Below are 25,132 nucleotides of genomic sequence, written 5' to 3'. Positions count from 1 at the left end.
GGTAAGTCGATATATTTGAAAAATCGCCGATATAATTTGAGTTGCGCTGATATATTTAGAAAATCGCTGATATAATTTTATTAGAACGCACGATTCACAACGTCTTTAACCTCTTCAAGATATTGTTTACGCACACTGTCATCCACAGAAGGGACACTTGTATAGAATGTATGCTCAATTGTTTCAATGCCTGTAAATTCAAAAATACCAACATCCGCTGTTTTCTTCATTGCATCAAACATGCCGCCTGCTGTGTATGCTTCTTTCGTATTGCCCATTGTAGATAATAACAATCCTTTTTTACCGCTTAATAACTTTTCAATGCCGTTTTCACCGTAAGCATAAGCGAATCCGTGGCTAAATACACGGTCAACGTATCCTTTTAAAATAGCAGGAAGTCCCGCCCACCACACTGGATAAATGAATGTAATGCTATCAGCCCAAGAGATATGCTCTTGTTCTTCTTTAATATCTTCTGGTGTATTTCCTTGAGAAAATGAGATGAAATCGGAAGCGCCTAATACTGGATTAAAGTTTAATTCGTATAGATCGCGAACGCGTACTTCGTGACCTTTTCCTTCTAATTCACTTTTTACCGTTTCTAAAATCGCATGGTTGAAGCTTTCTGTATTCGGGTGTGCATAAACGATTACATGTTTCATTTTTCTTCCTCCTATTTGTGGATATGTGAATAGCTATTTGTATTTCTGTAACTATTATGGTTACTGCCTTTATAGAAGTCAAGTAATACATATGTATGTATAAAAAGACGCCCGAAAATCGCCTTTTTATACCCCGCTCATACAAAGTACAAAGAAAACAAATAAAATGATAACAATACCAATACCGAAGTTAAATACGAGGGTACTATCCATATATGTAGCCTCCTTATTTGAAAGTAAAAAGCACTCTAGTTAAGAGTGCTTTTTATTTTGAATCTACTTTATAACTTTTAGAAAGTGATTCATTCGTGTAATGATTTACATTATTTTATGTATTTATGCTTTGAAATGAGTAAGTCCTTGTGAGATATAGAAAAAAAGACACTCGTTGGAGTGTCTTTTAAGATGACAAAATGTGCCAATTGCTTGAGGTTGATAAGACGCTAATTTCCGTGTTAACGCCTTTTCTCTAATCAAGAAGTGTAGCAACAGCGATTCAAATAAATTGTACCATCTGTTTAACCGCGGTGCGTATGCAATTGTGCATATGATGATCATGAGGTAGGTAATGAACTGTGAATAATTTGAAGTGATTTATTTACGATTTCTTCTGCGGCATATATGCCGATTGCGTCTGTTTTTAAAATATGAGGTTGTAAGTTATCATGCATTGCCCCTAACTCACCATGAAGTGGTGCGAAGGCATGGTTCGCCTTTTCAAGCATGCATAAATCAAGTAAAGAATCCCCAGCTGTAATAATCGTATCTATTTGCAAAATTTCTTTTATATATTGCACGGCGTCCCATTTGTTAATTGGTTTTGGTACAAAGTATAGCTTTCTACCTTGAAGTGAATGATTCCAGCCTTGTTTGTCTAACCAGGAAGTGAAGGATGATAATTCATCATAAGGAATGTTCTCCCGTTTAATAATGCAATAATGGAATAGATCATCAGCTGTTTTTTGTGATATAACCCAATCTTTATGAGCTATTTGTCCAAATTCCTTTAGTATGTCGTTTCCCTCTATACATTCAAACGATAGTCTTTCTTTTACTATCCTGTTCCAAGTACCATCTTGTTTACCGTTATGAAGGATATTACCGCCGTTACTTGTAATGGCGTATTCGGGAATGATTTCGTCTTGGAATAAAGAAATACGCTGAAACTGCTCAATAGTTCTTGTTGTAACTGGGATGAAATGTGAGTGCAGTTGCAATTTTTTTAGTAGTGAAATGGTTTTATGTGATATGAAAGAAATTTCTTTCCCATCTAAAGTTTCAATGAGTTGAATTGATTCATCTTCTATAGGGGCACGAAACGATTTCCGGGAATAAATAAGCGTCTGATCAAGATCACTGGCGAAAATCATATCGTTTCCCTCTTAAGAGGCTTAATGAGCCCGCAACATGAATAAGCCATATTCTCATAGATTTCAATAGGGACATTCTTTTCTTTAGCAAGAAGTAAAATATGCTTTAAATCGGGATTGTTTTGCTTCCGTATTAAAATTTTCCATGGTATTCTCCGGAGTAATACACGAGTTGTTTCGCCCACTCCTGGTTTGATTAAGTTAATATCGTCAATTTCAAAGTGATTTTGGATAGACTGTATATCTTTTAATCCTTGCCAAGAGGGATCAGTGTAAGTTGAAGTAATATAACGTAATTGATTATCTATATGAGAATGAACAGAAGGGAATAAATCTGTTACCTCATCAATGAATAAATTTGATAAGTCTTCTTGTTCTAGCTCTTTATAATATTTAACACCATGAAAATCATTTGGACCGATATAGGTGTCATTTAGTACAGTGCGGCTAATGAGTCCAGAGACTGTTGCATTTAAGCAAGCGCTAGGAATAAGAAAATCTTCACGTGTACCGTAAATTGAAGTACAGTAACCGGGATCAGCAAGCACAGCCATACAATGAGAAATGTGTGTATTATTTCGTTCGTTAAATGTGTGTACGGCATATTCTAATTCTTTTTTTATTGCACCTTTTCCAGTCCACCCATCAATGAATTGAATTGTTTCTTTAGGGTGATGTTCCAAAATATAATGGAGTGCATTTTCATCAATACCGCGTCCGCGAACAATAGAAATACAATAGTGAGGTACATCAAGGTTGTATTGATAGCGTATGTAGCGTTTGATAAGAATGCCAATAGGTGTACCAGCACGAGCTAATGAAACGAGGACAAGGTTAGTTCCTTTAGTTTGTATAATCTGTTCGGCGACAACTCCAACAGCGATGGCTAGTTTGTGTTTGTATTGTTGCAGGGAAGAAAAGAATAAATCCATATACGCTTTAGAGGGTTTATATTCCATTGGTAACATTTCGGAATAATGTGTGCCAGCTTGAATTGCTTGTTCTCTAGTTTCCGTGGAACTTTCTTTCATTAAATCACTAATATCTTTTAATAGAAAAATAGCATCATTTGGATTGTAACTACTAATATGAGAATTTAATTTTACCATAATTATCAACCTTCCTTTTCTATGCTATTTGAAAATGAGACGATATGAATAAAAGGAATAACTGTTTGTAACTGCTGTAGAAGAGGAGATAGGGCTTCTTCCCCTAAATCACGCTCAATGAAAACAAATACTTCATCGTAATCATGAGGTGAAATATTATAAAAGTAATTTGTAATAGTAGAATCTTCAGGACTTGGATATGAGAAATGATTATGAATGGCGTAGTTCACATCATTTGAAACAGAATGGATAGGGCTTCTTGTTGTAGATTGATATAAAATATTTTCACCCATTTCATCAGCAATTTTCATTGGGATATACATAAATTCACCCGTTCCGAGACAGAGTGTTCGTTTTCCCATTCTTTCTCTTTTTAAAGTTTTTCCTGCTTCTTGGGCGAAAGAATGAATGTGCTTTTGTTCATATGCTGAAATGCCAAATCGCCCAGTATATTTTATATAATTTGATGTATAGGGTGATTTTAGGCAGGTAAGGGTATGTTTTTTGAAATCAGGTTTTGTTTCTTCAATTTGAATCTCTTTTTTTGCAATATTTAATGGTTGGCCAGTTGTATGAATACTGCCTTCTAATAAAGAAATAACATGAACCTTAATTTGAAGTTCTTCTTCTAATTGTTTAAATTGTTTTCTATTAGTATGAGAACGCCAGTCTAATAAAGAAGCAATTATATATTCTTCTCGTGGGAATTTATTTTGAATAGATCTAATAATATTTAATGCTGTTTTTCCTGTTGTCATCTCATCATCTACGAGAACAATCGGGTTGTTGTTTTGAAAAAAGCTTTCATCTACATAACAACGGTGCGATGTTGCATGAGAATGTTCTTCCTCAAATGTAATGACAGATTCTAGGTGGGGTATCGATTCCCTAGTTGTATGCACATACTTTGCATTTTGAAAGCATTGAAACATAGAATGACCAAGTGCTGTCGCTGTTTCAGCGAATCCGATGAACAAAACTTCTTCTTGCAGAGGATATTGATAACGAAATACTTCCTCTGGGATTTCATCAATTTCTAATGAAATGAGATTTAAAATTTCTTTTCGAAATGGATGAGAAATATTATGTAGTATTTCCATATATCTTGCAGCGAGAGCAACTCCACTTGATAGAGAGACTGCAGGTTTAATAGGAAGATGCTTTCCAAGGATTGTACTCACAAATAAAAAACTACGTTTCTTATTTATTCTCGCAGCCATTTGAAAAAGATTGTCTAGCGCTAAATTATATGGATTATCACGTACTTCTACATGGACTTGTATATTATTTAAAACGTTATACGTGTTGCTTTGCGTTTGTAATAAGGAGATCGGTGAATTGTTTGTTTTCATGTAGCACCCCGTAAATATTAGATTTTAAAATGGTTTTGCGAGCCCAGCTATAATGAGGTTTTACTTCATTCATTTTGTTAGAAAAACTGCTTTTTAGCACTCCATTATACGTATCTGCATTTTGTAAAATTGATCTCGCATCTAAATAATCTTCCATTGTGACAATGTGCATTGCCTGTACAACTTTAATATGAGATGGGTGAATAACTGTCTTTCCGATTAAGCCATTTGCATGGTCAAGTGATACCTCTTGAATAAGCCCTTCTTCATGATCATTAGAAAAATATTCCCATACACATCCTGAAATAATATATTCATTTGTTGCCCTTGAGAAAACGTTAATAATGTCTGAAATACAATCACGGACAACAGTAATATGATAGATAGGTGTGTATTTATTGCGCCGAATACTAAATATACTTGAAAAATCAGTAGCACCAATACGTACATTTAAGATGTAATCGTGATAAGAATCTAGTAAATTTTTTATTTGTAATAATGATTCTGCCCGTGTTTCCTTATACATAATTTCGGGTGATTCTAAAATCGGCATGCCATATAGCGATAATGAGTATAACTCGTTTATATATGCAAGCTGATCGATATAAGTCTTTCCGTTAATCGGTGTGAATTTTGGAAAGACAAAACCACATAAACAATGAACAGCACTACCTAATTCAGTAACAATTGTCTTCATTTGACTTGGCTGTCGAACTCTAATAAAAAGAAGTGGGATGTCTGCTTGGTTTAGTATGTTGGCACTGACTAAGTTAGCGATTTGCTGTATTTGAACGACGATGTTTTGCTCTGCAAGTTTTACTTCCTCATCGCTGATAGCGTCCTCTAGACAAAGAATAATTGAGGTAGCATCCACATGTTTCTTTCTAATTATATCTTCCGCAATCGTTTCTTTCGTGCCGGGAGTATATAGTGTGGCACCTAGTGCGTAAGCTAGTTGTTCTTTCCCTATATTTTTTGAAAAACTAAGGGGTTCTTTATAGAAAAAATTTTGCCGTTCTTCCGAGGAGAGATAAGAAAAGTAATTCAAATTGTCACCACCTTATTTGTAATGATTCTGTTTAATCGTAACATAATAAGAAAAATCTTCCATAAAAATAAAGCGAGAAATTAAAAAATATATTGAGAAAGATGAATTATAAGATGAATATCGAATATTGTTAATAGAAATATAATAGGGGGAAAGAGAAAGTGGATATACATAAGTTAACAGAGGAAGAAGCAAATGAGATAAATACTTGGACGTACGAGGAACCTTATAGTTTATATAGTTTTTCAGGCGAGAAAGAAGTAATAGAAGAGCTATTAGATGGAACGTATTATGGCTGTTGTGACGATCAAGGAGACCTCATCGGTTATTTTTGTTTTGGAGCAAATGCACAAGTGCCAGGTGGAAGAGATGCTAATTTATATGGTGGAGAAGATGTGATTGATATCGGACTTGGCATGAAGCCGGCGTTAACTGGGAAGGGAATAGGGAAAGAATTCTTCCAAGCTGGAATAGCGTTTGCCACGAAAGAGTTTAATGCAAAAATGTTTCGATTAAGCGTAGCAACATTTAATACAAGAGCGATTACGGTATATAAAAATATCGGATTTAAACAAGGGACTATTTTTTTGAGTCGCGGAAGAGAATTTATGCTTATGGAATACGAAAGGCCGTCAGCATGAAACTGACGGCCTAGAAAACATTATTATTCTGAGTGCTCAGCTCGGTGCGCTAAACGGCTTGAAGCTGCGGCAGCAATTCCGCCAACGATATCGTCAAGGAATGTGTGCACTTTTCCAGTTGATTTATCATTTAAGTATTCTAAAATACCAGGTTTTAATTTATCAATATATCCAAAGTTCGTGAAACCGATAGAGCCGTACACGTTTACGATAGAAAGTGCGATAACTTCATCAATTCCGTATAAGCCTTCATCACGTTTTACAATATCTTGTAACGGTTCACTTAGCATTCCCTTTTCAGCAAGGACATCAAGTTCGATACCAGTAATCAGTGCGTTTTGTACTTCACGTTTTGATAGTACACGTTCTACATTGTAACGGCATTCTGACATCTCTAAATTTGGATGATATTTTTTTTGAAGAAAATGAACAAGTTCAGCAATATCGTCAATTGTTACACCACGTTCTTGTAATAGTTGTAATGCTCTTTCTTGTAGTTGATTTGATTCTTTCATGTTTATCACCTTTTTTTCTTTTTAGTATTTGTATACGTTTCGTTGCTTTATCCTGTGCATAGGAATGAAAGGCGAGCACAAGCTCATATATATAAAGAAAAACCATAGGTGGCGACTGCGATGATTCAGCATATTTATGAGCATTATCACATGCATGTTAAAGAATTAATCCCCCTTGGCCCCTATAAAAGCTTTTGGATTCGCAACAAAATTTATGTACTTGTTCCAATTGGAGAAATGGAGGAAGAAGTACTTGTAGAGATGAAAAAGCTCAGTGACTATATGAACCAGCAAGGGGATATAACTGTAGCGACTTTCGTTCCAACTATACACGGCTACTATGTAAGTGAGATAGAAGAACAAAATTACTGCTTATTAAAAGGTATGCGAGCGTTAGAACGACATGCTACGTCATTAGGAAGTGAACTTTCTATATTCCATAAACGAGGTGCATTCTTTCCAGAAGAAATCGAGCAATTAAGCCGCATTGGTGAATGGAAAGCGTTATGGGAAAAGAGACTCGATCAGTTAGAAAAGTTTTGGCAATCACAAGTGATGAACCACCCTACAGACGTATTCGATCAATTGTTTATTGAATCCTTCCCGTATTACTTAGGAGTTGCAGAAAATGCCATTCAATATGTTGTTGATACAGAAATGGATGATACGCCGCAACTAACGGATGCAGCGACAATTTGCCAAGAACGATTCACACCTTTATTATGGCATCAAACGAAGCGTCTCAAACTTCCTTTTGATTGGGTGTATGATCACCCAACTCGAGATATAGCAGAATGGATTCGCTATATGATGATTGAAAAAAAGAAAGACTGGGATCAAACAATCGTTCAATTTGTTACAGATTATGAACGAAATTACTCGCTGTCCTCATTTGGTTGGCGCTTATTATTTGCAAGGCTCCTGTTCCCGCTTCACTATTTTGAAACGGTCGAACGATATTACCAAACTGGAAACGAAGAACAAAAAGGCATATATAGAGATCGCTTAGAAGCCATTTTACACGATGTGAACCGCTCAGAGCAATTTATGAAGCATTTTTATGGCTCACTTCGTTTACCGGTAGATAAGCTCGGGATTAGAAAATTAGATTGGTTATCTTAAAAATATAAAAAAGAGACCGAGTGAGGTCTCTTTTTTATATACCACAATTTTATGTAATACATTATGCCCCTACCTGTTGATCTGTACATATATTTAAAACGAATTGATGCCTTTCGAGCTTTTCATTTACTTTACCCAATAATTCTTGCTGGATTTCTTTAAATAAAAATTGATAGCTTGTATTCCATGTTGGTATAACGGATGAAAGGCCTAATAAATACTTTTTTTTCTTTTCTAGTTCTTGAATTGTTACAAAAGTGTTCCCCATTTTTGGCATCTGTCGTCCCCCTATGTTTTTTTACTGTATATGTGTGAACGATTCACTATATAGTATTAATTATCGCATTTTTTGAGAAGGATTTCCAATTTTGTTTTATGATGTTAACGGATAAATGTGATTTGAATAAAAAAAGGAGACCAAATTTGGTCTCCTTTTAGAAGGCGATTCTGAACGAGCCGCTTCTGCTTTTAGATTAATATCCAGCTCCAGCGGCTAAAATGTTCGGTGGCTTCGCTTCTTCCGCCGAGGCAAAAAGCGCCTCTATGTCAGAAGCTCCATCCCCCTCACATTTTGAACGAGCCGCTTCCGCTTTTAATTAATATCCAGCTCCAGCGGCTAGAACAGTCGGCCATTTCGCGCCTTCCTGTGAGGCAAAAAGCGCCTCTTCGTCAGGAGCTCCAATGACCTCCTGTTCTGAACGAGCCGCTTCCGCTTTTAATTAAAATACTTGTTCTACTTCGATAACGCCTGGTACTTCTTCAAGTAACGCGCGCTCGATACCAGCTTTTAGTGTGATTGTAGAACTTGGGCAGCTTCCGCATGCACCCATAAGGCGTAATTTTACGATACCTTCTTCAATGTCTACTAATTCAACGTCTCCGCCATCGCGAAGTAAGAATGGACGTAATTTATCTAATACTTCTAATACTTGTTCTTGCATATGTGGGTTTTCCATTTTTATCGACTCCTTTCATCAGTTTTATTATAATCAAGATAGAGGGGAAAATCTATTTTTTCTCTTCTTGTTTTATTGTCGAAATATTGTATCGTGTTTTTTCAGTATAGGGGTATGGAATAAGTTTGTAAAATGATGTGCTTATGTAATAAGACATCTGAATATACTGTTGGAACAAGAAGTGGGGGAGAAGAAATGGTTAATGTGCAAGTGTATGGGACGAAAGTAATTTGTGCGAGCTGCGTCGGAATGCCATCTTCAACAGAAACGTTTGAATGGTTACAAGCGGCAATTGGTCGTAAATATGAAGGACAAGAAAATAAATTTAATTTCGAGTATATTGATTTCCAAGAAGAACAAGAAGATGAAGATAAAAAAGCATTCGCAGAGCGCGTAGTGGAAGAAGATTTATTTTATCCGGTCGTTCTTGTAAATGGAGAAATTGTTGGAGAAGGAAATCCTCGTTTGAAGGATGTTTACGAAGAAATCGAGAAATATTTATAAAACAAGAAGTCTTTGCGAATTTGCAAAGGCTTTTTTATTGGAGGGATAGATATGAAAAATGGAGTGAAGCATGCGTTACCAACGGAAGTACAACAGTTAATGGAGCGGTACACAGTAGAATTAAAAGAAATTTTTTTGGATGAAAAAATAGTCGGGGTATATATTTACGGATCCATCGCACTAGGTGCATTTCATAAGGAAACGAGCGATGTTGATTTTGTTACAGTGATAAATGATTCCGTGAATGAAGCTGAAAAACAGCAGCTTGTGGAACTACATAATAAACTTAGTGATAATACGCTAGGTAAAAGAATGGACGGTATGTATATTCCGCTTGCTGACTTAGGGAAATACAATGATGAAATGAACGAGTACGTGTATTGTGCAGATGGTAAAGCTAATGTTGGTCATTGGGACATTAATGCGGTCACATGGTGGACGTTGAAAAATCAAGGCATTACAGTTACCGGAAAAGAAGCAGAAGATCTTCCGCTGCAAATAAAATGGAATGATGTAGTAAATACAATGAAATATAACGTAGAACAGTACTGGAGTGAAAAGGCGAAGAAGCCATATTTATTTTTTATAGAAGAGTGGGTAGAATCAGCTGTCGTTACGATGGGACGTATTTTATATACACTAGATCATAAAACAATCGTTTCAAAAGATAGAGGATTGCAATACTTGTCAGAACGTTCAGCGGAAGAATGGGAGCTTTTATTAAAAGAAGTAGCGAGAATACGGCAGAACCCAAAAGAAAAGCGAATGCTCTCAAGGTGGAGAAGAGCAGATATGACGAAGAGGTACTTATTGCATTTAATTGAGACGTGTAGAGAGAAATGGTAGGAAAGAAAATGGACAATACAGTGGGGGGTATTGTCTTTTTTATTTTGTAGTAGATAGAAAAGTATTTACAAGCATTGTGTAGAGGAAAGATAATAGAAAAAAATATGCGCATGGGGGAAGATGATGAGTAAATATAAATTACATATAGATAAAGAACAACTATGGAAAGGCTGCGTTTTAAATTCGATTGCCCATGCAATTAATGTAGCGCATTGTCCAGATTTCTCACATGAAAGTTCATGGGATGGATTTAACTATAGTATGCAAGATAGCCAAGGGGGACAAGGGACAATTACGTTTCATCCGAATTACACGATTGTATGTCTTCAAGATGTGAATAGCGAGAGAATTGATGAGTGGATTGATGCGAAAAATTATTTTGAAGGGGCACCTTCGGAAGTAATAGATATTGCGAAAGAAGAAGCACTTCAATACGTATTAGAAGAAGTAGAAGGCGAAACAGTTCCTTTTATTACAACTGCATTTTGGATTGAGGATAGCGGTGCGTATTCAATTGATTCATTTGAAGAGATGGAAGAGCACGGCGGATTCTTATTAGAAATTCCATTACTTGATACAGAATCAGCAATGGAAAGACTAGAAGAAGAGTATGAACTGACAGAGGAACAAATAGAGCTTTTACAACTCGTGTATGAGAAAAAAATCCAAAGGCCAAATGAGGAAATTAAGTTGTCTAAAGAAGAAGTAGCAATGATTGGAACGGAAGATAGCGAAGGATTGGAAGTTAGTAAGGACTCATTTGAAGAAATGAATATTACTTGGGAGTTGTAGGAGGGATAACATGTTTCCGATTGGTGATCAGCCGAAGATTATGAAAGACTTAGCAAGTATAGCTGGTGATTTAGAAGAAGTAGCGATTGAGGGGAAAACAAAAAATATAGAACGACTAGCATCTTTGAAAGTTAAAAAATTATGGGTGTTCACAGTAAATCAAAAGCAGTTTGATCATATTCTTACGTATGTTTGTCCCGATATATTATACGTTTACAAAATGAGGGTCGAGGATTTAAGTAGCCTTCAGAAATTGTCCAATTTACAACAGTTGTATATGTGCTGGAATACAAAAGCGAAGACGTTATGGGACATTGATTATAATAAAAAACTCAAATCCTTACTAATTGATGATTTTTCTAAGTTAGAAGATTTAAGTGCTTTAAGTAAGTGCACACAACTTAATACCTTCTATATGGGTGGTGGAATAAATACAGCGATGAAAGTACAAACTTTAAAACCACTCGCTGAATTACAGCAGTTGCAAAAGCTTACTTTGATGAATTTAAAGGTTAAAGATGATTTATTAGAACCGTTAATGCAATTGAAAAATTTAAAGGAGTTAAGCTTATCTAATCAATTTAAAGTGGAAGAGTATGCAAAACTCTCTGTAGCATTGTCATATACGGTATGCGAGTCTTTTAAACCTTACGTATATATGAACGATGCAATAGATGGGAAAAATATAATGGTGACTGGGAGAAGAAGGCCAGTCCTTAATTCAAAAACGGATACTGTGAAGATGCAAAAGTATGAAGAACGATTTAAAAAGTTACAAGAGGAATATAAAGCACTAGTAGAAAGTACAATGTGAAATTACATTGTACTTTCTACTAGTTTTTTCATATACATATCAACTTCGTGAAAGAATATGGGCTCTTTTTCCTCGGTATTCAGATGCACGGTGCAATGTAAATATTGCTGTAAGTAGCGATTAGCTTGTTCGTACTGTTTTAATTTGTAGAAAGAAAAACAGGTAAGAAGTAGAAACGCTTTTTCTTCTAATATTGGAACGACAGCTAGTACCGGAGTAATGGAATGTATATTTATTTCCACTAAATTTTCATAAGATGCCCACGTTTGAAACCAGTCGAAAATAGTAGAAAGGTAATTCGGAATGTTGATAGTTTCATGTGAAACATTGTGCAATAGCTGGTTCTGTTTGATATGTATAGGCTCTATTCTTGTTTGTAGAATGCAAGCGAATATTGAAATGTTTTCTTTTATTTGTAATTGGTTCGTAATAAGCTGCGGGAGACCGATAGGGTGAACTCCTATATTTATATAAAAATCATCTCCAAACTGGCTTTTTTGTATGTTAATGAGCTTATAAAATCCGTTTTCAGCTTTGAAAAATGTATGTCTTTTTTTCTTAAAGCCGAGTGGTTTTAAAGTGGCGTGTAAATTTGTAATAAAATCTTGCTCCTTTTTAGAGCCAGGCTTATTCTTCGTCATATTCATAAGTAGTTAAGTTTTGTAAGAAACTTTCAAAGTTAGGTGCTAATTCAATAATTTCCTCAAACTCATTATCGATAAATATAACTGGAGGATTTTCAGCTACATTTCGATAGTCTAATGCAATCCATGTATGTCCATCACCAGATAAAAGTACGATATTCTCAGGCATTTCCCATTCTCGAATTAAATAGCGGCTCTCTAAAATACTAGATTCATTTTCATCAAAAGAAATACCATATAAACCAGATACATTAACGTGATCGTCTGCCCAAGAATTTGGCTTTGAAGTAGGGTGAACATCGAGACGAAGAGTTCCCCCATTTTGTTCTTTTAGAAGGGTTATATATGATTCTGGAAGCTTTACGTTCAGTACTTCTTCTGCTTTTTTGATTAGTTCATCGTTAATGGGTGCTAGTTTTAAATAGTCATCGTCTGCCCAAATTGTACTCTTCATATTCGGTCACCTCAAATAATAGTTTTAAGAATCTTATGTCATATATTATAGTTAGTTTAGATAACACGCAATAGAGGGAGGGACGGAGTATGGATGTGTATGAATACCTCGATCACGTAAATTCTAAAGAAGATTTATTAAAATTTCTTGTATACCTCCAAAAGGATTTTAAAGTGAATAAAGATGAATGGGAGAATGTAGAGGTAGAGACTTATTTAGAGGCATTAAATAGTTGGTTAGGTTCTTGTGAATCGGTTTATATAAATCAAGGAGAGAAGTTTCCAGAAAATATTACATGGAAGTTTATTGCTCAAATGTTACTTGCGGCAGCTCATTATGAATAAAATTAGATTTTTAAAAGATAGAATGGAGAAGATATCATGATTAACCATAATAAAATTAAACAACTTTTAGCACATGTAGATCGTGCTGAGGATAATGAAATTGAGCTAGAGTATGAATTTGAACCTATGACGATAGAATTGTTTAATAGTGAAGAAATAGAAGAAGGGCAACTTGGTTATAGTTTTGATGAAGAAGGAGACTGGAAAGAAGGATGGATTGTAATCGGCATAGATTCATATCTTGGAGACCCGATTTTTGTAGATAGTAATGATGAGAACTGTCCAGTTTATACAGCTATGCACGGTGAGGGAGAATGGGAGCCGGAATGTATAGCGGAGCGTATAGAAGATATTATTGAGAAAGTGAAGGGGAATGTGGGGTAAATAAACATAGTATTCCAACGTGATTAAGAGGGAGGAAATAATGAAAAAGTTTCAAATCGAACTAAATAAACTGCCGACAGAAAATGCCGGAGAAATAGTACTTAGTATAGATGAGAGTATTGTGTTTCAAGAAAAAACAGACATAATAGACCCGATTTGTCAGTTGTTTGACGCTTGTATCGAGGTCTTTAGATATAATGACGCTACAATTTTCTTAAATGAATATGAAAAAAAGATGGAATTTAAGAAGACAGATGGGGAATTTCTCATTATTAATCAGAGAGACAAGAAGTTAGCTAGTGTTGATAGCGAGCAATTTTTACGAGTACTCTTTTCGTTTCTTAAAAAGGAGATAGGGCAGATTTACATGAGTGGAGTTGATTCTTTTCGAATCAAAGATGCTTACCATAGAATGTTAGAAATTGATCCATTTGTTCCTAAACTTGTAAATGGAAATGACGAAATTATGTATCGAACTTATCATGCTACAAGCGACAAGTATGAATTAAAATGGAAGTATTTAAAAAGGAGAGAGGTTGAACCGATATTTACTCCGGTACTATCTCATGATAAGAAGAGTATCTTTTATGTAGAGGAAAATAACCACAGAATTCGTAAACTCGATAGTGAAACGAAAGAAGAGATTTGGCAGTGCCGTATTCCAATAGTAGAAGATTGTAATTGCATTACTGTGAATGGTGTCGTAATTATTTGGCATGCAAATAGATTTGGAGAAAGTATGGCGAAATTGTACGCTATTTCATCAAGTTGTGGGGAGCTTCTATGGGATTTAGAAATAGAAGGGCATATTATACAAGATGTAAAAACTACGGGAGAAGAGTTACCACGTTTACTAGTTATTACACAAGAAGGCTACAATGTTTTATTAGAGCTTGAAAGTGGAGTAAAAGTATGGGAAAAGAATGTTCGAGTCGGAGGAGAAAAATTGCAGTGCCATCTTGGCACAGATTACTATGTATTAGCAGGGAATCCTTTTGATGAAGATGGGGAAGTTGATGCATATAGTAATGTTGCAATTGCCATTCAATTATTAGATGCTTCTACACGATGGAAACAAATGATGGAAGATTGTAATCCAAATGAACCAGTTACTTTAACTAATGAACATTTTATATGTGTAGCAATGGAGGTATTACAAAAGTGGGAATATGGAAAAGAAGGCTGTAACTTAATTTTTGAAAAAGCTTTTGATGAGGTATGGTACTCTTGCATTGAATCAAAGGAAGCAAAAATACTATTAACAAGAACTGAGTATGGATATGAAGGGGTAAGTAGACAAATACAATGTTATGATCATAAGAGCGGTCAAAAGTTATATGAAGTAAATATGTCTTTTGAAATTGAATTGCCTCCATTTCTTATCGGAGAGATGATGGTATTGTCCTTAGGAGAAGGCAGAATTTGTGGTATTAATATTCAAACAGGTAAAGTGCTTTGGAACAATACTACTCTACATGATATTACAGAGGTTCTGTTATATAAAGATGGAGAAATTTACATTGCAACTTCAAATTTAGAATTGATAATACTTGATGCTGAATGTGGTGAAGTAAAAGATATAATTAAACTCCCTAAAAATGTTGTTGTAATAGATTTTATTGTATCAATTGAGGAAGGTAATAATGGACTATTCATTAGTTGTGTAAGTGGAAATATGTTTGAAATAGTAGAAGGCTAATTTGTGAGCGCTCTTAAGTCGAGATGTTTGTTTTAAAATAGTAATATATATTCACTAAAAAGGATGTATAAAAATGATTTTGATGCATCCTTTTTAGTGAATATATAAAATAATTAACTTAGTGTATTAAAGGTATGATACACGATTATTTTAATATATTTAAAAGTAAAATGAAATAAGAAACGGATAATTGTCGGAATATATTCGATTTCCGTTCACTTTTATGAAATATGTGTACTTTTTGTTAGATTCCTTCATTTTGTCCATATACAATAAATGTATATAGAAATAAGAAAAGGATGATGTACGTGAAGGACACGGTTTTACAAGAAACGATTTCTCCACAAGAATTACATAAAGTTGTTCAAAAGAATACAGCTTATTATGACTTTAAGTGGGGTAAAGTAGAAAATCCAGCGCAAGGGAATACATGGAATTGGGTAGCCTTTTTCTTCCCAACTTTTTGGTTAGCTTATCGTAAAATGTATAAGTTATTTATTATATTTGCGTTATTGGCTATACCTAGTATAGTTATACCCCCTTTTATAGATATTCCAGATGGGATTTATGTAACATTTAGTTTAGCTCTTCAATTAGGAATGATGATATTTACTGGATGGCAAGGAAACCGTTTATATTATAAGCAGGCTGTTCGTGTTTTTCGTAAGGGAGAAGATGCGTCTGATCATGAGAAGGCGTATTTCTTACAATCAAAGGGCGGCGTGAGTATTGCTGGTATGATTGGTTTACAGATTATAGTCGGGATTGTGTATGGATTAGCTGCGTTCGGGCTGTCCTTTTTACCAACTGAGCCGAATATTAAAAACGTTGTTCGTTCAAGTGGAGAAGGGGTTACTTTAGAGATTATGACTGATAATCCAACTTGGAAGTTTGTGAAGAAAGAAAAAGATTATGACGTAGTAGAGTTTACTGGTTATGATTATACAGAGAAGAAAAACGTGAAAATTAAATTTGCTGTTTATTTCGATGAAGATGATTTCGAGTGGCAAGAGGTATATGAAAATAATAAGAAGTTAAGTGAAGAAGAAGTGGAAGAATATCAAATTTACATTGAAGAAAATAATTTGGGTTTCTAGAGGGAACTCGTTCATTTTGAAAAGAAGAATCTTGTGAAGGTTCTTCTTTTGTTTATTAGGGGGGAGAGAAATAATTTCAGCATTAATAGAAGCTCTAATAGGATCGATTAGTTTAAGTACGGGTTTACACATGAAAAAGATTGATGCTAACATACGTTACTTGCAGCAGTATGAATGGTTTCGAATGATATATGAAGACGAGAAGTATCGAAAGTTATTTATTACGAACTACAAAGTTCGCTCATATTTAAAAAGTAAGCTAAGAGTTCGATTGCTCGTAAAAAATAAAAATGCACAACGAAGATTTTTAAAATTAGTAGAAGAGCAAATAGAAAAACGGCATACAAATTGAAATTTTGTAAAATACAATAAAAAATGAGAATTTGAGGTAGGGTTGTCAATAACGTGAGACTATGGCACTATAAAGAAATGCTATACAAATTTTATTTATCGAGATGTAAACATCAATTTTGATTTTTACGTATAAATAATGAACGGAGGAAATGAATTTATGGCTACTTTACCAAATTGTCCAAAATGTAATTCAGAATATACGTATGAGGATGGCGTTCTTTTCGTATGTCCAGAATGTGCTCATGAGTGGGGCCAAGAAGCAGAAGCTGAAAATAATGATGGTGCGAAAGTTGTAAAAGATGCGAACGGAAACGTTCTTCAAGACGGCGATGCAGTTACTGTTATTAAAGATTTAAAAGTAAAAGGAACTTCTTCAGTTGTGAAGATTGGTACGAAAGTAAAGAGTATCCGTCTAGTTGATGGCGATCACGATATCGATTGCAAAATCGACGGCTTCGGAGCTATGAAGTTAAAATCACAGTTCGTTAAGAAGGCGTAAGTAAATAGAAGAGGAGGCGAATAGCCTCCTCTTTTTATTATGTCACTTTTTGTCGGTAAATCGATATTTCGTACAAAATCGTTGATATATTCTGAGTTATGATAGATATATTGAAAAAATCGTTAATATAATTTCATTCATCGTGAACTACGCACGATTCACCGTGCACCATAGTCAATTTCTTTCAATTGACATCGCTTATTAAAGAACGTTTTATATCCAAGCTGTAAAAAGATAATGACAGCAAAGGCAGTACTTCCAGAAATACCGAGTATGATGGCGATTTGATATTGAATGGCTGTGAATGGTGATACACCGGATAATATTTGACCAGTCATCATGCCTGGTAAGCTTATAATCCCCATTCCGACCATAGAATTGATTGTCGGTAAAATAGCAGAGTCAAAAGCGTCTCGAATGAGCGGAGCAGCTGCTTCTTTCGGTGTTGCGCCGAGCATAAGTGCACCTTCAATTTGACCTCTTTGCGATTTCATATTGTTTAAGAACGTATTTGCGCCGAGAGAAACGCCAGTCATGGCATTCCCAACTAACATTCCTGTAATAGGGACGATATATTGCGGAGCATACCACGGATCATGTCCGATAATAACAAAGATAAATAGTAGAAGTGGCCCAATTGATCCGGCGACCATGGAAAGGGCGGCTACTCGTTTTAATTCTTTAGACATTGGGATGTTAACTCGTTTATAAATATTAAAAATTGCAAAGGTAGTAATAGAAGTAATGAGAGCAATTGTATAAAATGGATTACTGTTTTCAAATACGTATGTAAGGACATATGCAACAAGTACGAGCTGAATCGTCATACGGAATGTTGCGAGCGCGATTTGTTTTTCGCGAGGTATTCCTTTTAATTTTACAAGTCCAATTAAAATAAGAATGAAAATATAGGCAGCTGCAAGTTGCCAAATTTGGAGTTCAATAACGCCCTTCAACAGAGAGCACTTCCTTTCTAGTTGCACCGTTTGCTTTACTAATCTCAATAATGTCGTCTGCAATTTCTTCTGGAAGTTATTGTGAGTGTGTGATGAAGATAATTGTTTTTTTCTTTTTTCGTGCTAGTTCAGTAAATTGTTTCATAACGCGGCGTTCTGTATCACTGTCTAATGCTGAAGTAGGTTCATCTAATAAATAGACAGGCGGATCCATAAGTACGATACGTGCAAAGGCAAGTCTTTGTTTTTCACCGCCAGATAGTGAGGAGGCGCTATTTTCTAATTGCTTGTCTAAGCTAACGGTTTGTAATGCACTCCGCAGGGCATCATCATTTGGTAATGGTTTTTCAGAAAGACGAAGTCCCATTAATAGGTTGTCTTTAACGGTTCCATCAAAAATAGGTGGAGTTTGCCCAAGCATAACTACGTCACGACGTAATTGAATAGGGTGATAATCAGAAATTAATTTTCCGTTATATTCAATTGTGCCGGATGTTGGAGATTGTAAATCGTTTAACATGCGAAGCAACGTGCTTTTTCCGCTTCCGCTTTCACCGATAATGCAAGTAATCTTTTCTTTTTGAATCTGTAAATAAGGAATGTATAGTATATATTTATATATAACGTTTTTTAATATAAACATAAATCGCTCCTTTCTGATTCTAGTTATATCGTATCAAAAAAGAGAAGATAACGGTTATAAAGAGCAACGTTTTTTCTTCGTCTTGAGTTTTATTAATAAGTTAAGTAAACGATCTAATTCTTGGCTGAAAGAAATCACTTTATCATGAGTCAATCCGTATCGTTCAACGAGATAGATTAACTCTTTCTTTTTCGCTTCTATTCGATTGTTTAGTTTCGATAAGTTCATAAGTGGAATGTAATGCCTCCTACAAAAGTATTTATCACATAAAAAATAAGACCGAATGAATTCGGTCTTCAAGGAAATAATAAAACAACTTACAAATAGCATACAATGTTTATCAATATTTTTTAATATAAAAATGAAAAATAAATCATTATAAATATTGAGAAAGATGTGTCTGATAATTTTTAAAAACTGATGCAAAGAGGCTGCCTACATAGTAGACAGCCTGTAAAGTATTAACCTTTATGATATTTGTACATCCAAAGAAGACCAGATTTTAATAATCTCGGTACACGTCCCATTAATGGTTGGTTTGCGAGTAAACCGAATCCATGCTTCTTACCAAGAGATCCTAGAACACCTTTTAATTTAATAACAGGTAGTTCATCCGGGAGTGGTTCATTATTCCAACGTTTTAATAATATTTGGACAATTTGTTCTCCTTGACCTTCAGCAAGTTGGGCAGATGGTGCATGTGGAAGTGCTGCGCAATCTCCTACAACATACACGTGCTCATTGTTTGGAATATTGTGATATTTCGTTAAGACAACCCGTCCGCTACCATCTTGTTCAACTGGAAGGTTTCGAACAACTTCATTTGCTTGAATACCAGCTGTCCAGACGATTGCATCACATTCAAGTGGTTCATCGTGGTTGTACACAATATTTGGTTCTACTTTTGTAATGTTAGAGTTTCGTATAATGTTAACTTTATGCTTTACAAACCATTCTTCTACATATCTACTTAATTTCTCTGGATATGGGAATAAAATTCTATCTTTTCGATCAAATAAATAGATTTTTAAATCAGAACGGCTTTCACGAAGTTCACTTGCTACTTCAACGCCACTTAAGCCAGCACCAACAACAGCTACTGTTGCATTTGGTTCTAGACTATTTAATTGTTCATATGTTTTACGTGTTTGTTCAATTGATTGTAGACTATGTGTATATTCCCTAGCCCCAGGAACGTTATGATATTTATCTTCACAGCCAAGTCCGATAATTAAGTCATCATATTGGATTGCTTCGCCGCCATCGAGATGAACAGCTTTTTCTTCGAGGTCAATATTTGTTACTGTGCCGTATTGAATATTGAGGCGTGGGTGTTCAGGAAACGGTATACGAATATGCGTTTCTGAAATAGTACCCGCAACTAATGCATAATATTCAGTTTTGAAGCAATGATATGGTACTTTGTCGATTAATGTCACTTGTACATCATCTGGAAGTTGGTTGCTTGGAAGTAGCCTTTGCAGAATTCTCATTCCACCGTAGCCGCCACCTAGTATTACGAGGTGTTTCATGATGGATTACCCCTTTTCTGTTGAAATATCCCCTAATCATAAAATTTTATATTAATAAAATATTTTGACTTTACTCAATCAAATTATATCGAATTTGTGAACAAATAACAATGCATGAATGAATACTCTGTTGTACAATAAGAAGAAAAGTAAAATAAACTGTTTTTCCTTTGTAGTTACTATTTCATTGGAAGTAGCATGTTATATAGAAGAAGTCATCTACTTTGAAGTGAAATAATGAAGTAACTAAATAGTTTAGACTGTGTAACGAAAACAACAAGAAACAGCTTAGTTTTCTTCTTATAGATAAAGTGAAAAGGTAATTTGTTTTGTAGTACAGGGGGGAGAATTTTGATTAAACCATTAATTGAATTTTGTGTAGGTAACCTTGCAAGTGGTTCACAAGCAGCTCTAGAAAAATTAGAAAAAGATCCGAATTTAGATGTAATGGAGTATGGTTGTCTAGGATATTGTGGTATTTGTTTTGAAGGACCGTTTGCACTTGTAAATGGTGAAGTTGTACAAGGTGCAACAGTAGAAGAGCTTGTTAATAATGTATATGAGTATTTGGATGAAAATCCAATGTTTTAAGGTGTTGCGAATTAGCAGCACCTTTTCCATTAGATAAAACTTTATTTTGTGGGGAAGGGCTAATACTAATTATTAGCTCTCCCCAATCGAAAATAGTGGAATAAATAAAAAAAGGCCCTTTTTAGAAGGGCTTTTTTCTTACACAAATTGTGTAAGAGTGGCTCATCGCCAAACGTTGTCAAATATGAGAAACGGGGGACATTCATATTGTGTTCTAAAAGCATGCATTTTATACTTAACATAACAAATTATTTTTGGAGTGAATATAAATGAGCCAATTTTCTTTTACAAAAATGCATGGTCTTGGCAATAGTTATATATATGTAAATATGTTTGAAGAGCAAATTCCTGAAGAAGATTTAGCCCTTGTGGCCGAAAAGGTTTCAAATATTAATACTGGTATTGGAGCAGACGGGATGATTTTAATTTGCCCTTCAGACGTAGCTCCGGTGAAAATGCGCATGTTTAATAATGATGGTTCTGAAGGAAAGAGCTGTGGTAACGGTTTACGCTGCGTAGCGAAATATGCGTATGAGCATAAACTAGTAGAAGAAACAGTTTTTACAATTGAAACGTTGGCTGGTATTGTAACGGCTGAAGTAACAGTAGAAGATGGTGTCGTGACATTAGCGAAAATCGATATGGGAGCACCGCGTCTAACACGTGCAGAAATACCGATGCTTGGTGAAGGTGAAACACCATTTATTCGTGAAAACTTCTTATACAATAATCATCGTTATGCATTTACAGCTGTTTCAATGGGAAATCCACATGCGGTTATTTTTGTTGATGATGTAGAAAAAGCACCTCTTACAACACTTGGACCAGTTCTCGAGACACATGAAATGTTTCCAGAGCGAGTAAATGTTGAGTTTATCGAAATTTTGAATGATGACGAGATGAACTTCCGCGTTTGGGAACGTGGATCTGGTGTAACGCAAGCTTGCGGAACAGGAGCGTGCGCTGCAGTTGTAGCTGCTATTTTAAATGGAAAGATGGAACGTGGTAAGGAAATTACAGTCCATTTAGCTGGCGGCGATTTAATGATTGCGTGGACTGAAGAAGGAAACGTGTTGATGAAAGGACCTGCGGAAGTAATTTGCCGCGGAGTGTATGAGTACAAGATAGAAGCGTAAAGATGTATAATGGACTAAGAACAGAAAGGAAGGTGTATTTCATGATTGAAGTAACAGAACAAGCAGCTTTTCAAATTAAAGATATGTTAAAAGATGCTGAAGATGGAGAGAAGTATGTGCGCCTTGCTGTACACGGCGGCGGATGTAGCGGTCTTTCTTACGGCTTAGGATTTGAAGTAGAACCAAAAGAAGACGACACAGTTCTTGAGTTTTTCGGTGTTGAATTTGTTATCGATACAGAAAGTGCTCCAATTGTTAAAGGAGTAAAAATTGACTATAAACAATCTATGCTTGGCGGCGGATTCACAATCGACAATCCAAACGCAATCGCATCATGCGGATGTGGATCATCTTTCCGTACAGCATCGAATGCTGGTAAACCAGAAGAGTGCTAAGTTTTTAGCCGAAATAGAAAAGGCCTTTTTAGCGATGGAATAAAATCGTTAGAAAGGTCTTTTCTTTTGGCGTTACAACAGAAAATGCATGTAAAGTTACTTTAGAATTTGATTTAAATGTTATTATATATAGGATATATGATTTAAATTGTGAATTCCATTTTCATATTGCTCGTTTTAAGATAAGATTTCGGAACGGAAATGTAAATAAATAGCAGAAATATACTATTTATTAGTTATATTTAATGTTAATATTTGTAACGAAGATGATTGGCAATCGGGTTCGGACTAGCTGTAGTTGCATTGGTTATTACTAATAGGTAGATTTATCCCATAAAAGCCCGATTGGTGAGGGCTGATTAAAGTTTCACTTTATATAAAAAAGGTGTATGAGGGAGAAGGCTATAGCAAATTGTATAGAACTGAATAGTTCCGTATTCATTAAAATACGTTGATTACTAGATATTAAAAAACACCGGGGGGATTAGAATGAAGTTATTTAAGAAAGTACTTATAGTAGGGGTGGCGTTGACTACAGTATCGATTTTGGGAGCTTGTTCTAGCGATACAGACGTATTAACAAAAGTAGGAGCAAAGCAACCAGCGAAGGCGGAAGGTGAAGTACTAAAAGATCAGAAGAAAACACCTATGACTACGAGCAAACGTGAAAGTATTAAAAATGAGGATGCACCATCATCACAAAAGCGTTATATTTCTCATGATGAATCTCAAAAGATTGAGGAAGGTAGGACGTATACGGATATTCTTAATACGATTGACTATGGTGGTGAGAACATAAAACATTATAATAACCATGAAAAACGCGTATTTTATACTGAAAAAGATACGGATGGTACATATGAAATTATGGTTGAATTAAATACATATGGTTATGTTGTAAATATTGAACGTACTGCTATAAAGGATGAAGATAAAGATACAGATAAAGAGAATCAGGTATTTACGAAACGTAGTGAAGAGCCTGTAAAGGAATATGAAGAAAAAAACGATCGTGTACCGTGGTATAAAGATGTAAATAACAATTCGGCAGCAGTAAGTTACAATCATTATTTGAAAATCAAAAAAGGTATGCCCGCGAATCAGGTAAAAGCTGCAATTGGACAGCCACATGTGATTGAGAAATATAAATCTTATTCAGTATATGACTATACTGGTTATGGTGGAGAAGGATCATTACGTGTAATCTTTGAACCGAATGGAACTGTTACGGATGTAGTGGAAGACGGTTTACCACGATAATAAATTAGTTACGGGAAGAATTGTAGTAAAGTTGTCTTTGATTTTATAAAGTTTTTGGGAGCATCTCCGAATATAGGTGAAAAAATAATTCTCTTAGCCATGTTAACTACAGTATTAGTATTTACCGAAGTTTCTTCCAAATTCAATAGCGTTATCGTGGATGTTGTTGTCGTATTATCTTTGTTGATATATACCGCAGTAGGGCAGAAATTGTAACTGGACGCGGAGGAGTAGCAGCTTCCTTTTAAAAGAAGGAGGAAAATATGATGGAGGATATTCTTGAATTTATAGGGAGATACGTAATTAAACCTATTATTAGTTTAGTGAGATATCTTGTAATAGAGATTATAATTGAGGGCATAATAGAAGGCGTAATAAACGGTATAAGGAAATTACGTGATAAGTGGGAAAATTGGCGGTAGTGTAGCTGATAAGCGTGCGAAACAAAAACGTTATACAGAAGTTTAATGAAATGATAGAAATCGACCCGCATTTACAATCTGTACTCGTTCCAATTGATGATGGAATGACAATTTCTAAAGTGAAGAAATAATTATTATCTTAGAACCTGTCTAGAATCTTTTTAATAAAATTGCCACACCGGCCAATAAGCAACTTTGTCTACTGTTTTCAAGTGTTCGTTCACAGTTTTTCCACAGTCTGCGGTAATTTTCCAACCAAGCAAAAGTTCGCTCTACGATCCAGCGTTTGGGTAACACAACAAACTTGTGAAGTTCCGAGCGTTTGATAATTTCAACTGAACAATGAATCGTTTCTTTTATCGATTGTGCAAATGATGGGCCCGTATATCCACCATCACAAAGTATATTTGTCACTTTGTCCAATGATTTTTTATGCTTTTCACACATTTGGATAGCACCTTCTCGATCTGTTATATTCGCAGTTGTTACTTCAATCGCATGAATGAGACCATTGGTGTCTACAGCGATATGTCGTTTGATTCCTGATACTTTCTTTCCCGCATCGTAGCCTTTTTCACTCGCTATCCATGTGTTTTTTACACTTTGTGCATCTACGATGCAGAAGCTTGTCTGTTTTTTTCGCCCCTCTTGTTCACGATAGGTTTCGATCAATTTTTTTATGCACTTTTTCAAGAAGACTTATGCCATTCTCGTCTACTTTCCGCCAAATCTGGTAGTAGGAATAGACGGTTTTCCAGTTTGGAAAGTCCCTTGGCAGATTACGCCATTGACAACCTGTCGTAAGCAAATATAGTACACCGCAGAATACCTCGTACAAATCAACTGTGCGTGGGCGCGTCGTTTTCCGTGCATTTTCTAAATCTTCACGAATCAGTTCAAACTGTTTACGAGTAATATTACTGGTATAATCATGTATCATTAGGAAACATCCTTTTTTGTATAGATTATATCATAGATTTCAGACAGGTTC

General features: G+C 35.2%; 31 protein-coding genes and 1 pseudogene. 17 read left to right on the top strand and 15 right to left on the bottom strand.

The annotated features are described in order from the left end of the window. Window positions 1–80 precede the first annotated feature (80 nt). The 5 genes from V6946_RS26550 to V6946_RS26530 form a co-directional block, all read right to left on the bottom strand. Complete coding sequence (locus V6946_RS26550) at window positions 81–662, bottom strand: NAD(P)H-dependent oxidoreductase (protein WP_000683439.1); 582 nt, start codon at window positions 660–662, stop codon at window positions 81–83. 554 nt (window positions 663–1,216) lie between these two features. Next, window positions 1,217–2,032: an HAD family hydrolase gene (locus V6946_RS26545; RefSeq protein WP_000575383.1), complete on the bottom strand. Its 816-nt coding sequence runs from the start codon at window positions 2,030–2,032 to the stop codon at window positions 1,217–1,219. After that, on the bottom strand, window positions 2,029–3,141 hold the full coding sequence (locus tag V6946_RS26540) for a cysteine protease StiP family protein (protein WP_000239908.1): 1,113 nt from the start codon (window positions 3,139–3,141) through the stop codon (window positions 2,029–2,031). Before V6946_RS26540 ends, V6946_RS26545 begins: the two co-directional genes overlap by 4 nt. Before the next feature lie 5 nt (window positions 3,142–3,146). Then, window positions 3,147–4,493, bottom strand: coding sequence for a phosphoribosyltransferase family protein (locus V6946_RS26535; protein ID WP_033692011.1), 1,347 nt, complete (start codon window positions 4,491–4,493; stop codon window positions 3,147–3,149). Further along, a complete protein-coding gene (locus V6946_RS26530) occupies window positions 4,438–5,541 on the bottom strand; it encodes an HpcH/HpaI aldolase/citrate lyase family protein (protein WP_001106087.1) in 1,104 nt (367 codons plus the stop codon). The genes V6946_RS26535 and V6946_RS26530 overlap by 56 nt, the downstream gene beginning before the upstream one ends. A 161-nt stretch (window positions 5,542–5,702) precedes the next feature. On the opposite strand from V6946_RS26530, the gene V6946_RS26525 reads away from it, so the two are divergent. Beyond that, a complete protein-coding gene (locus V6946_RS26525) occupies window positions 5,703–6,182 on the top strand; it encodes a GNAT family N-acetyltransferase (protein WP_006918864.1) in 480 nt (159 codons plus the stop codon). A gap of 23 nt (window positions 6,183–6,205) precedes the next feature. On the opposite strand, the gene V6946_RS26520 is transcribed toward V6946_RS26525, so the two are convergent. Next, entirely contained in the window at window positions 6,206–6,697 is a 492-nt protein-coding gene (locus V6946_RS26520) for a phosphatidylglycerophosphatase A (RefSeq protein ID WP_000665103.1), read from the bottom strand. Between the two features lie 120 nt (window positions 6,698–6,817). Between V6946_RS26520 and yutH the strand changes: the two genes are divergently transcribed. Then, window positions 6,818–7,819 carry a spore coat putative kinase YutH gene (gene yutH / locus V6946_RS26515; protein ID WP_006918865.1) on the top strand — a complete coding sequence of 334 codons (1,002 nt, stop codon included), beginning with the start codon at window positions 6,818–6,820 and terminating at the stop codon, window positions 7,817–7,819. Between the two features lie 61 nt (window positions 7,820–7,880). On the opposite strand, the gene V6946_RS26510 is transcribed toward yutH, so the two are convergent. Together V6946_RS26510 and V6946_RS26505 are read right to left on the bottom strand one after the other, a co-directional pair. Beyond that, on the bottom strand, window positions 7,881–8,096 hold the full coding sequence (locus V6946_RS26510; RefSeq protein ID WP_006918866.1) for a hypothetical protein: 216 nt from the start codon (window positions 8,094–8,096) through the stop codon (window positions 7,881–7,883). Window positions 8,097–8,538: 442 nt separating this feature from the next. After that, window positions 8,539–8,775, bottom strand: a complete 237-nt coding sequence (locus tag V6946_RS26505; RefSeq protein ID WP_000431159.1) for a NifU family protein — start codon at window positions 8,773–8,775, stop codon at window positions 8,539–8,541. A gap of 195 nt (window positions 8,776–8,970) precedes the next feature. On the opposite strand from V6946_RS26505, the gene V6946_RS26500 reads away from it, so the two are divergent. The 4 genes from V6946_RS26500 (at window position 8,971) to V6946_RS26485 (ending at window position 11,731) form a co-directional block, all read left to right on the top strand. Then, window positions 8,971–9,279, top strand: coding sequence for a YuzD family protein (locus V6946_RS26500; RefSeq protein WP_000248590.1), 309 nt, complete (start codon window positions 8,971–8,973; stop codon window positions 9,277–9,279). A 51-nt stretch (window positions 9,280–9,330) separates the two neighbouring features. Further along, window positions 9,331–10,125, top strand: a complete 795-nt coding sequence (locus V6946_RS26495; RefSeq protein WP_006918873.1) for a nucleotidyltransferase domain-containing protein — start codon at window positions 9,331–9,333, stop codon at window positions 10,123–10,125. Between the two features lie 123 nt (window positions 10,126–10,248). Next, window positions 10,249–10,917 carry a hypothetical protein gene (locus V6946_RS26490; RefSeq protein ID WP_000049690.1) on the top strand — a complete coding sequence of 223 codons (669 nt, stop codon included), beginning with the start codon at window positions 10,249–10,251 and terminating at the stop codon, window positions 10,915–10,917. A gap of 10 nt (window positions 10,918–10,927) precedes the next feature. Further along, the gene (locus V6946_RS26485; protein ID WP_006918874.1) at window positions 10,928–11,731 is read left to right on the top strand and encodes a hypothetical protein; all 804 of its coding nucleotides are present in this window, start codon (window positions 10,928–10,930) and stop codon (window positions 11,729–11,731) included. 2 nt (window positions 11,732–11,733) lie between these two features. Here V6946_RS26485 and V6946_RS26480 read toward each other — a convergent pair whose 3' ends face one another. Continuing rightward, a complete protein-coding gene (locus tag V6946_RS26480) occupies window positions 11,734–12,372 on the bottom strand; it encodes a DUF4304 domain-containing protein (RefSeq protein ID WP_006918875.1) in 639 nt (212 codons plus the stop codon). After that, on the bottom strand, window positions 12,359–12,829 hold the full coding sequence (locus V6946_RS26475) for an SMI1/KNR4 family protein (protein WP_006918876.1): 471 nt from the start codon (window positions 12,827–12,829) through the stop codon (window positions 12,359–12,361). Before V6946_RS26475 ends, V6946_RS26480 begins: the two co-directional genes overlap by 14 nt. Before the next feature lie 89 nt (window positions 12,830–12,918). Here V6946_RS26475 and V6946_RS26470 point away from each other — a divergent pair, with 89 nt between their 5' ends. From V6946_RS26470 to phnA, 6 genes are all read left to right on the top strand, one after another. Then, complete coding sequence (locus V6946_RS26470) at window positions 12,919–13,173, top strand: hypothetical protein (protein WP_006918885.1); 255 nt, start codon at window positions 12,919–12,921, stop codon at window positions 13,171–13,173. Between the two features lie 36 nt (window positions 13,174–13,209). Then, entirely contained in the window at window positions 13,210–13,557 is a 348-nt protein-coding gene (locus V6946_RS26465; RefSeq protein WP_086411701.1) for a hypothetical protein, read from the top strand. 40 nt (window positions 13,558–13,597) lie between these two features. Continuing rightward, window positions 13,598–15,256 (top strand): PQQ-binding-like beta-propeller repeat protein, encoded by a 1,659-nt coding sequence (locus V6946_RS26460; protein WP_006925907.1) that lies wholly within the window; start codon window positions 13,598–13,600, stop codon window positions 15,254–15,256. Between the two features lie 299 nt (window positions 15,257–15,555). Further along, window positions 15,556–16,353, top strand: coding sequence for a DUF2628 domain-containing protein (locus V6946_RS26455; RefSeq protein WP_114555937.1), 798 nt, complete (start codon window positions 15,556–15,558; stop codon window positions 16,351–16,353). A 70-nt stretch (window positions 16,354–16,423) separates the two neighbouring features. Next, complete coding sequence (locus V6946_RS26450; protein WP_033692727.1) at window positions 16,424–16,705, top strand: hypothetical protein; 282 nt, start codon at window positions 16,424–16,426, stop codon at window positions 16,703–16,705. A 159-nt stretch (window positions 16,706–16,864) separates the two neighbouring features. Then, a complete protein-coding gene (gene phnA / locus V6946_RS26445; protein ID WP_000212737.1) occupies window positions 16,865–17,206 on the top strand; it encodes an alkylphosphonate utilization operon protein PhnA in 342 nt (113 codons plus the stop codon). A 158-nt stretch (window positions 17,207–17,364) separates the two neighbouring features. On the opposite strand, the gene V6946_RS26440 is transcribed toward phnA, so the two are convergent. From V6946_RS26440 to V6946_RS26425, 4 genes and pseudogenes are all read right to left on the bottom strand, one after another. After that, window positions 17,365–18,162, bottom strand: a complete 798-nt coding sequence (locus V6946_RS26440) for an ABC transporter permease (RefSeq protein ID WP_000679254.1) — start codon at window positions 18,160–18,162, stop codon at window positions 17,365–17,367. After that, window positions 18,146–18,805: pseudogene (locus V6946_RS26435) on the bottom strand (ATP-binding cassette domain-containing protein). Before V6946_RS26435 ends, V6946_RS26440 begins: the two are co-directional and overlap by 17 nt. Before the next feature lie 54 nt (window positions 18,806–18,859). Further along, window positions 18,860–19,033, bottom strand: a complete 174-nt coding sequence (locus V6946_RS26430) for an aspartyl-phosphate phosphatase Spo0E family protein (protein ID WP_001054091.1) — start codon at window positions 19,031–19,033, stop codon at window positions 18,860–18,862. Between the two features lie 233 nt (window positions 19,034–19,266). Further along, window positions 19,267–20,337 carry an NAD(P)/FAD-dependent oxidoreductase gene (locus V6946_RS26425; RefSeq protein WP_000682079.1) on the bottom strand — a complete coding sequence of 357 codons (1,071 nt, stop codon included), beginning with the start codon at window positions 20,335–20,337 and terminating at the stop codon, window positions 19,267–19,269. Window positions 20,338–20,688: 351 nt separating this feature from the next. On the opposite strand from V6946_RS26425, the gene V6946_RS26420 reads away from it, so the two are divergent. From V6946_RS26420 to V6946_RS26400, 5 genes are all read left to right on the top strand, one after another. Next, window positions 20,689–20,928, top strand: coding sequence for a YuzB family protein (locus V6946_RS26420; RefSeq protein WP_000595026.1), 240 nt, complete (start codon window positions 20,689–20,691; stop codon window positions 20,926–20,928). Between the two features lie 269 nt (window positions 20,929–21,197). Continuing rightward, complete coding sequence (gene dapF / locus V6946_RS26415) at window positions 21,198–22,064, top strand: diaminopimelate epimerase (protein WP_000077396.1); 867 nt, start codon at window positions 21,198–21,200, stop codon at window positions 22,062–22,064. 41 nt (window positions 22,065–22,105) lie between these two features. Further along, window positions 22,106–22,459, top strand: coding sequence for an iron-sulfur cluster assembly accessory protein (locus tag V6946_RS26410; RefSeq protein ID WP_000573825.1), 354 nt, complete (start codon window positions 22,106–22,108; stop codon window positions 22,457–22,459). A 489-nt stretch (window positions 22,460–22,948) separates the two neighbouring features. Next, on the top strand, window positions 22,949–23,719 hold the full coding sequence (locus V6946_RS26405) for a hypothetical protein (RefSeq protein ID WP_406622149.1): 771 nt from the start codon (window positions 22,949–22,951) through the stop codon (window positions 23,717–23,719). Window positions 23,720–24,155: 436 nt separating this feature from the next. Then, the gene (locus V6946_RS26400; protein ID WP_002025038.1) at window positions 24,156–24,272 is read left to right on the top strand and encodes a methyltransferase; all 117 of its coding nucleotides are present in this window, start codon (window positions 24,156–24,158) and stop codon (window positions 24,270–24,272) included. Window positions 24,273–24,291: 19 nt separating this feature from the next. On the opposite strand, the gene V6946_RS26395 is transcribed toward V6946_RS26400, so the two are convergent. Further along, window positions 24,292–25,081 (bottom strand): IS5 family transposase gene (locus tag V6946_RS26395; protein ID WP_372584424.1). Its coding sequence is split into 2 segments (ribosomal slippage): window positions 24,292–24,822 and window positions 24,824–25,081, totalling 789 coding nucleotides; the frame shifts between segments, so codons are not numbered across the junction. Window positions 25,082–25,132: the final 51 nt, after the last annotated feature.

It is taken from the genome of Bacillus sp. PPSBB_2 (genome assembly GCF_045291115.1).
GTDB classification, from domain to species: domain Bacteria; phylum Bacillota; class Bacilli; order Bacillales; family Bacillaceae_G; genus Bacillus_A; species Bacillus_A cereus.
Note: the sequence above shows the minus strand (reverse complement) of the source record. Positions and strands in the feature narration are given on the sequence as shown.

What these genes read in the sequence shown, in the direction of transcription:
- V6946_RS26495 (WP_006918873.1), top strand. Translation starts at nt 9,331, where the DNA reads ATGAAAAATGGAGTGAAGCATGCGTTACCAACGGAAGTACAACAGTTA.
- V6946_RS26510 (WP_006918866.1), bottom strand. Translation starts at nt 8,096, where the DNA reads ATGCCAAAAATGGGGAACACTTTTGTAACAATTCAAGAACTAGAAAAG.
- V6946_RS26545 (WP_000575383.1), bottom strand. Translation starts at nt 2,032, where the DNA reads ATGATTTTCGCCAGTGATCTTGATCAGACGCTTATTTATTCCCGGAAA.
- V6946_RS26505 (WP_000431159.1), bottom strand. Translation starts at nt 8,775, where the DNA reads ATGGAAAACCCACATATGCAAGAACAAGTATTAGAAGTATTAGATAAA.
- V6946_RS26485 (WP_006918874.1), top strand. Translation starts at nt 10,928, where the DNA reads ATGTTTCCGATTGGTGATCAGCCGAAGATTATGAAAGACTTAGCAAGT.
- V6946_RS26475 (WP_006918876.1), bottom strand. Translation starts at nt 12,829, where the DNA reads ATGAAGAGTACAATTTGGGCAGACGATGACTATTTAAAACTAGCACCC.
- phnA (WP_000212737.1), top strand. Translation starts at nt 16,865, where the DNA reads ATGGCTACTTTACCAAATTGTCCAAAATGTAATTCAGAATATACGTAT.
- yutH (WP_006918865.1), top strand. Translation starts at nt 6,818, where the DNA reads ATGATTCAGCATATTTATGAGCATTATCACATGCATGTTAAAGAATTA.
- V6946_RS26455 (WP_114555937.1), top strand. Translation starts at nt 15,556, where the DNA reads ATGATGTACGTGAAGGACACGGTTTTACAAGAAACGATTTCTCCACAA.
- V6946_RS26540 (WP_000239908.1), bottom strand. Translation starts at nt 3,141, where the DNA reads ATGGTAAAATTAAATTCTCATATTAGTAGTTACAATCCAAATGATGCT.
- V6946_RS26465 (WP_086411701.1), top strand. Translation starts at nt 13,210, where the DNA reads ATGATTAACCATAATAAAATTAAACAACTTTTAGCACATGTAGATCGT.
- V6946_RS26410 (WP_000573825.1), top strand. Translation starts at nt 22,106, where the DNA reads ATGATTGAAGTAACAGAACAAGCAGCTTTTCAAATTAAAGATATGTTA.
- V6946_RS26490 (WP_000049690.1), top strand. Translation starts at nt 10,249, where the DNA reads ATGAGTAAATATAAATTACATATAGATAAAGAACAACTATGGAAAGGC.
- V6946_RS26550 (WP_000683439.1), bottom strand. Translation starts at nt 662, where the DNA reads ATGAAACATGTAATCGTTTATGCACACCCGAATACAGAAAGCTTCAAC.
- V6946_RS26480 (WP_006918875.1), bottom strand. Translation starts at nt 12,372, where the DNA reads ATGACGAAGAATAAGCCTGGCTCTAAAAAGGAGCAAGATTTTATTACA.
- V6946_RS26405 (WP_406622149.1), top strand. Translation starts at nt 22,949, where the DNA reads ATGAAGTTATTTAAGAAAGTACTTATAGTAGGGGTGGCGTTGACTACA.
- V6946_RS26500 (WP_000248590.1), top strand. Translation starts at nt 8,971, where the DNA reads ATGGTTAATGTGCAAGTGTATGGGACGAAAGTAATTTGTGCGAGCTGC.
- dapF (WP_000077396.1), top strand. Translation starts at nt 21,198, where the DNA reads ATGAGCCAATTTTCTTTTACAAAAATGCATGGTCTTGGCAATAGTTAT.
- V6946_RS26470 (WP_006918885.1), top strand. Translation starts at nt 12,919, where the DNA reads ATGGATGTGTATGAATACCTCGATCACGTAAATTCTAAAGAAGATTTA.
- V6946_RS26535 (WP_033692011.1), bottom strand. Translation starts at nt 4,493, where the DNA reads ATGAAAACAAACAATTCACCGATCTCCTTATTACAAACGCAAAGCAAC.
- V6946_RS26425 (WP_000682079.1), bottom strand. Translation starts at nt 20,337, where the DNA reads ATGAAACACCTCGTAATACTAGGTGGCGGCTACGGTGGAATGAGAATT.
- V6946_RS26430 (WP_001054091.1), bottom strand. Translation starts at nt 19,033, where the DNA reads ATGAACTTATCGAAACTAAACAATCGAATAGAAGCGAAAAAGAAAGAG.
- V6946_RS26520 (WP_000665103.1), bottom strand. Translation starts at nt 6,697, where the DNA reads ATGAAAGAATCAAATCAACTACAAGAAAGAGCATTACAACTATTACAA.
- V6946_RS26460 (WP_006925907.1), top strand. Translation starts at nt 13,598, where the DNA reads ATGAAAAAGTTTCAAATCGAACTAAATAAACTGCCGACAGAAAATGCC.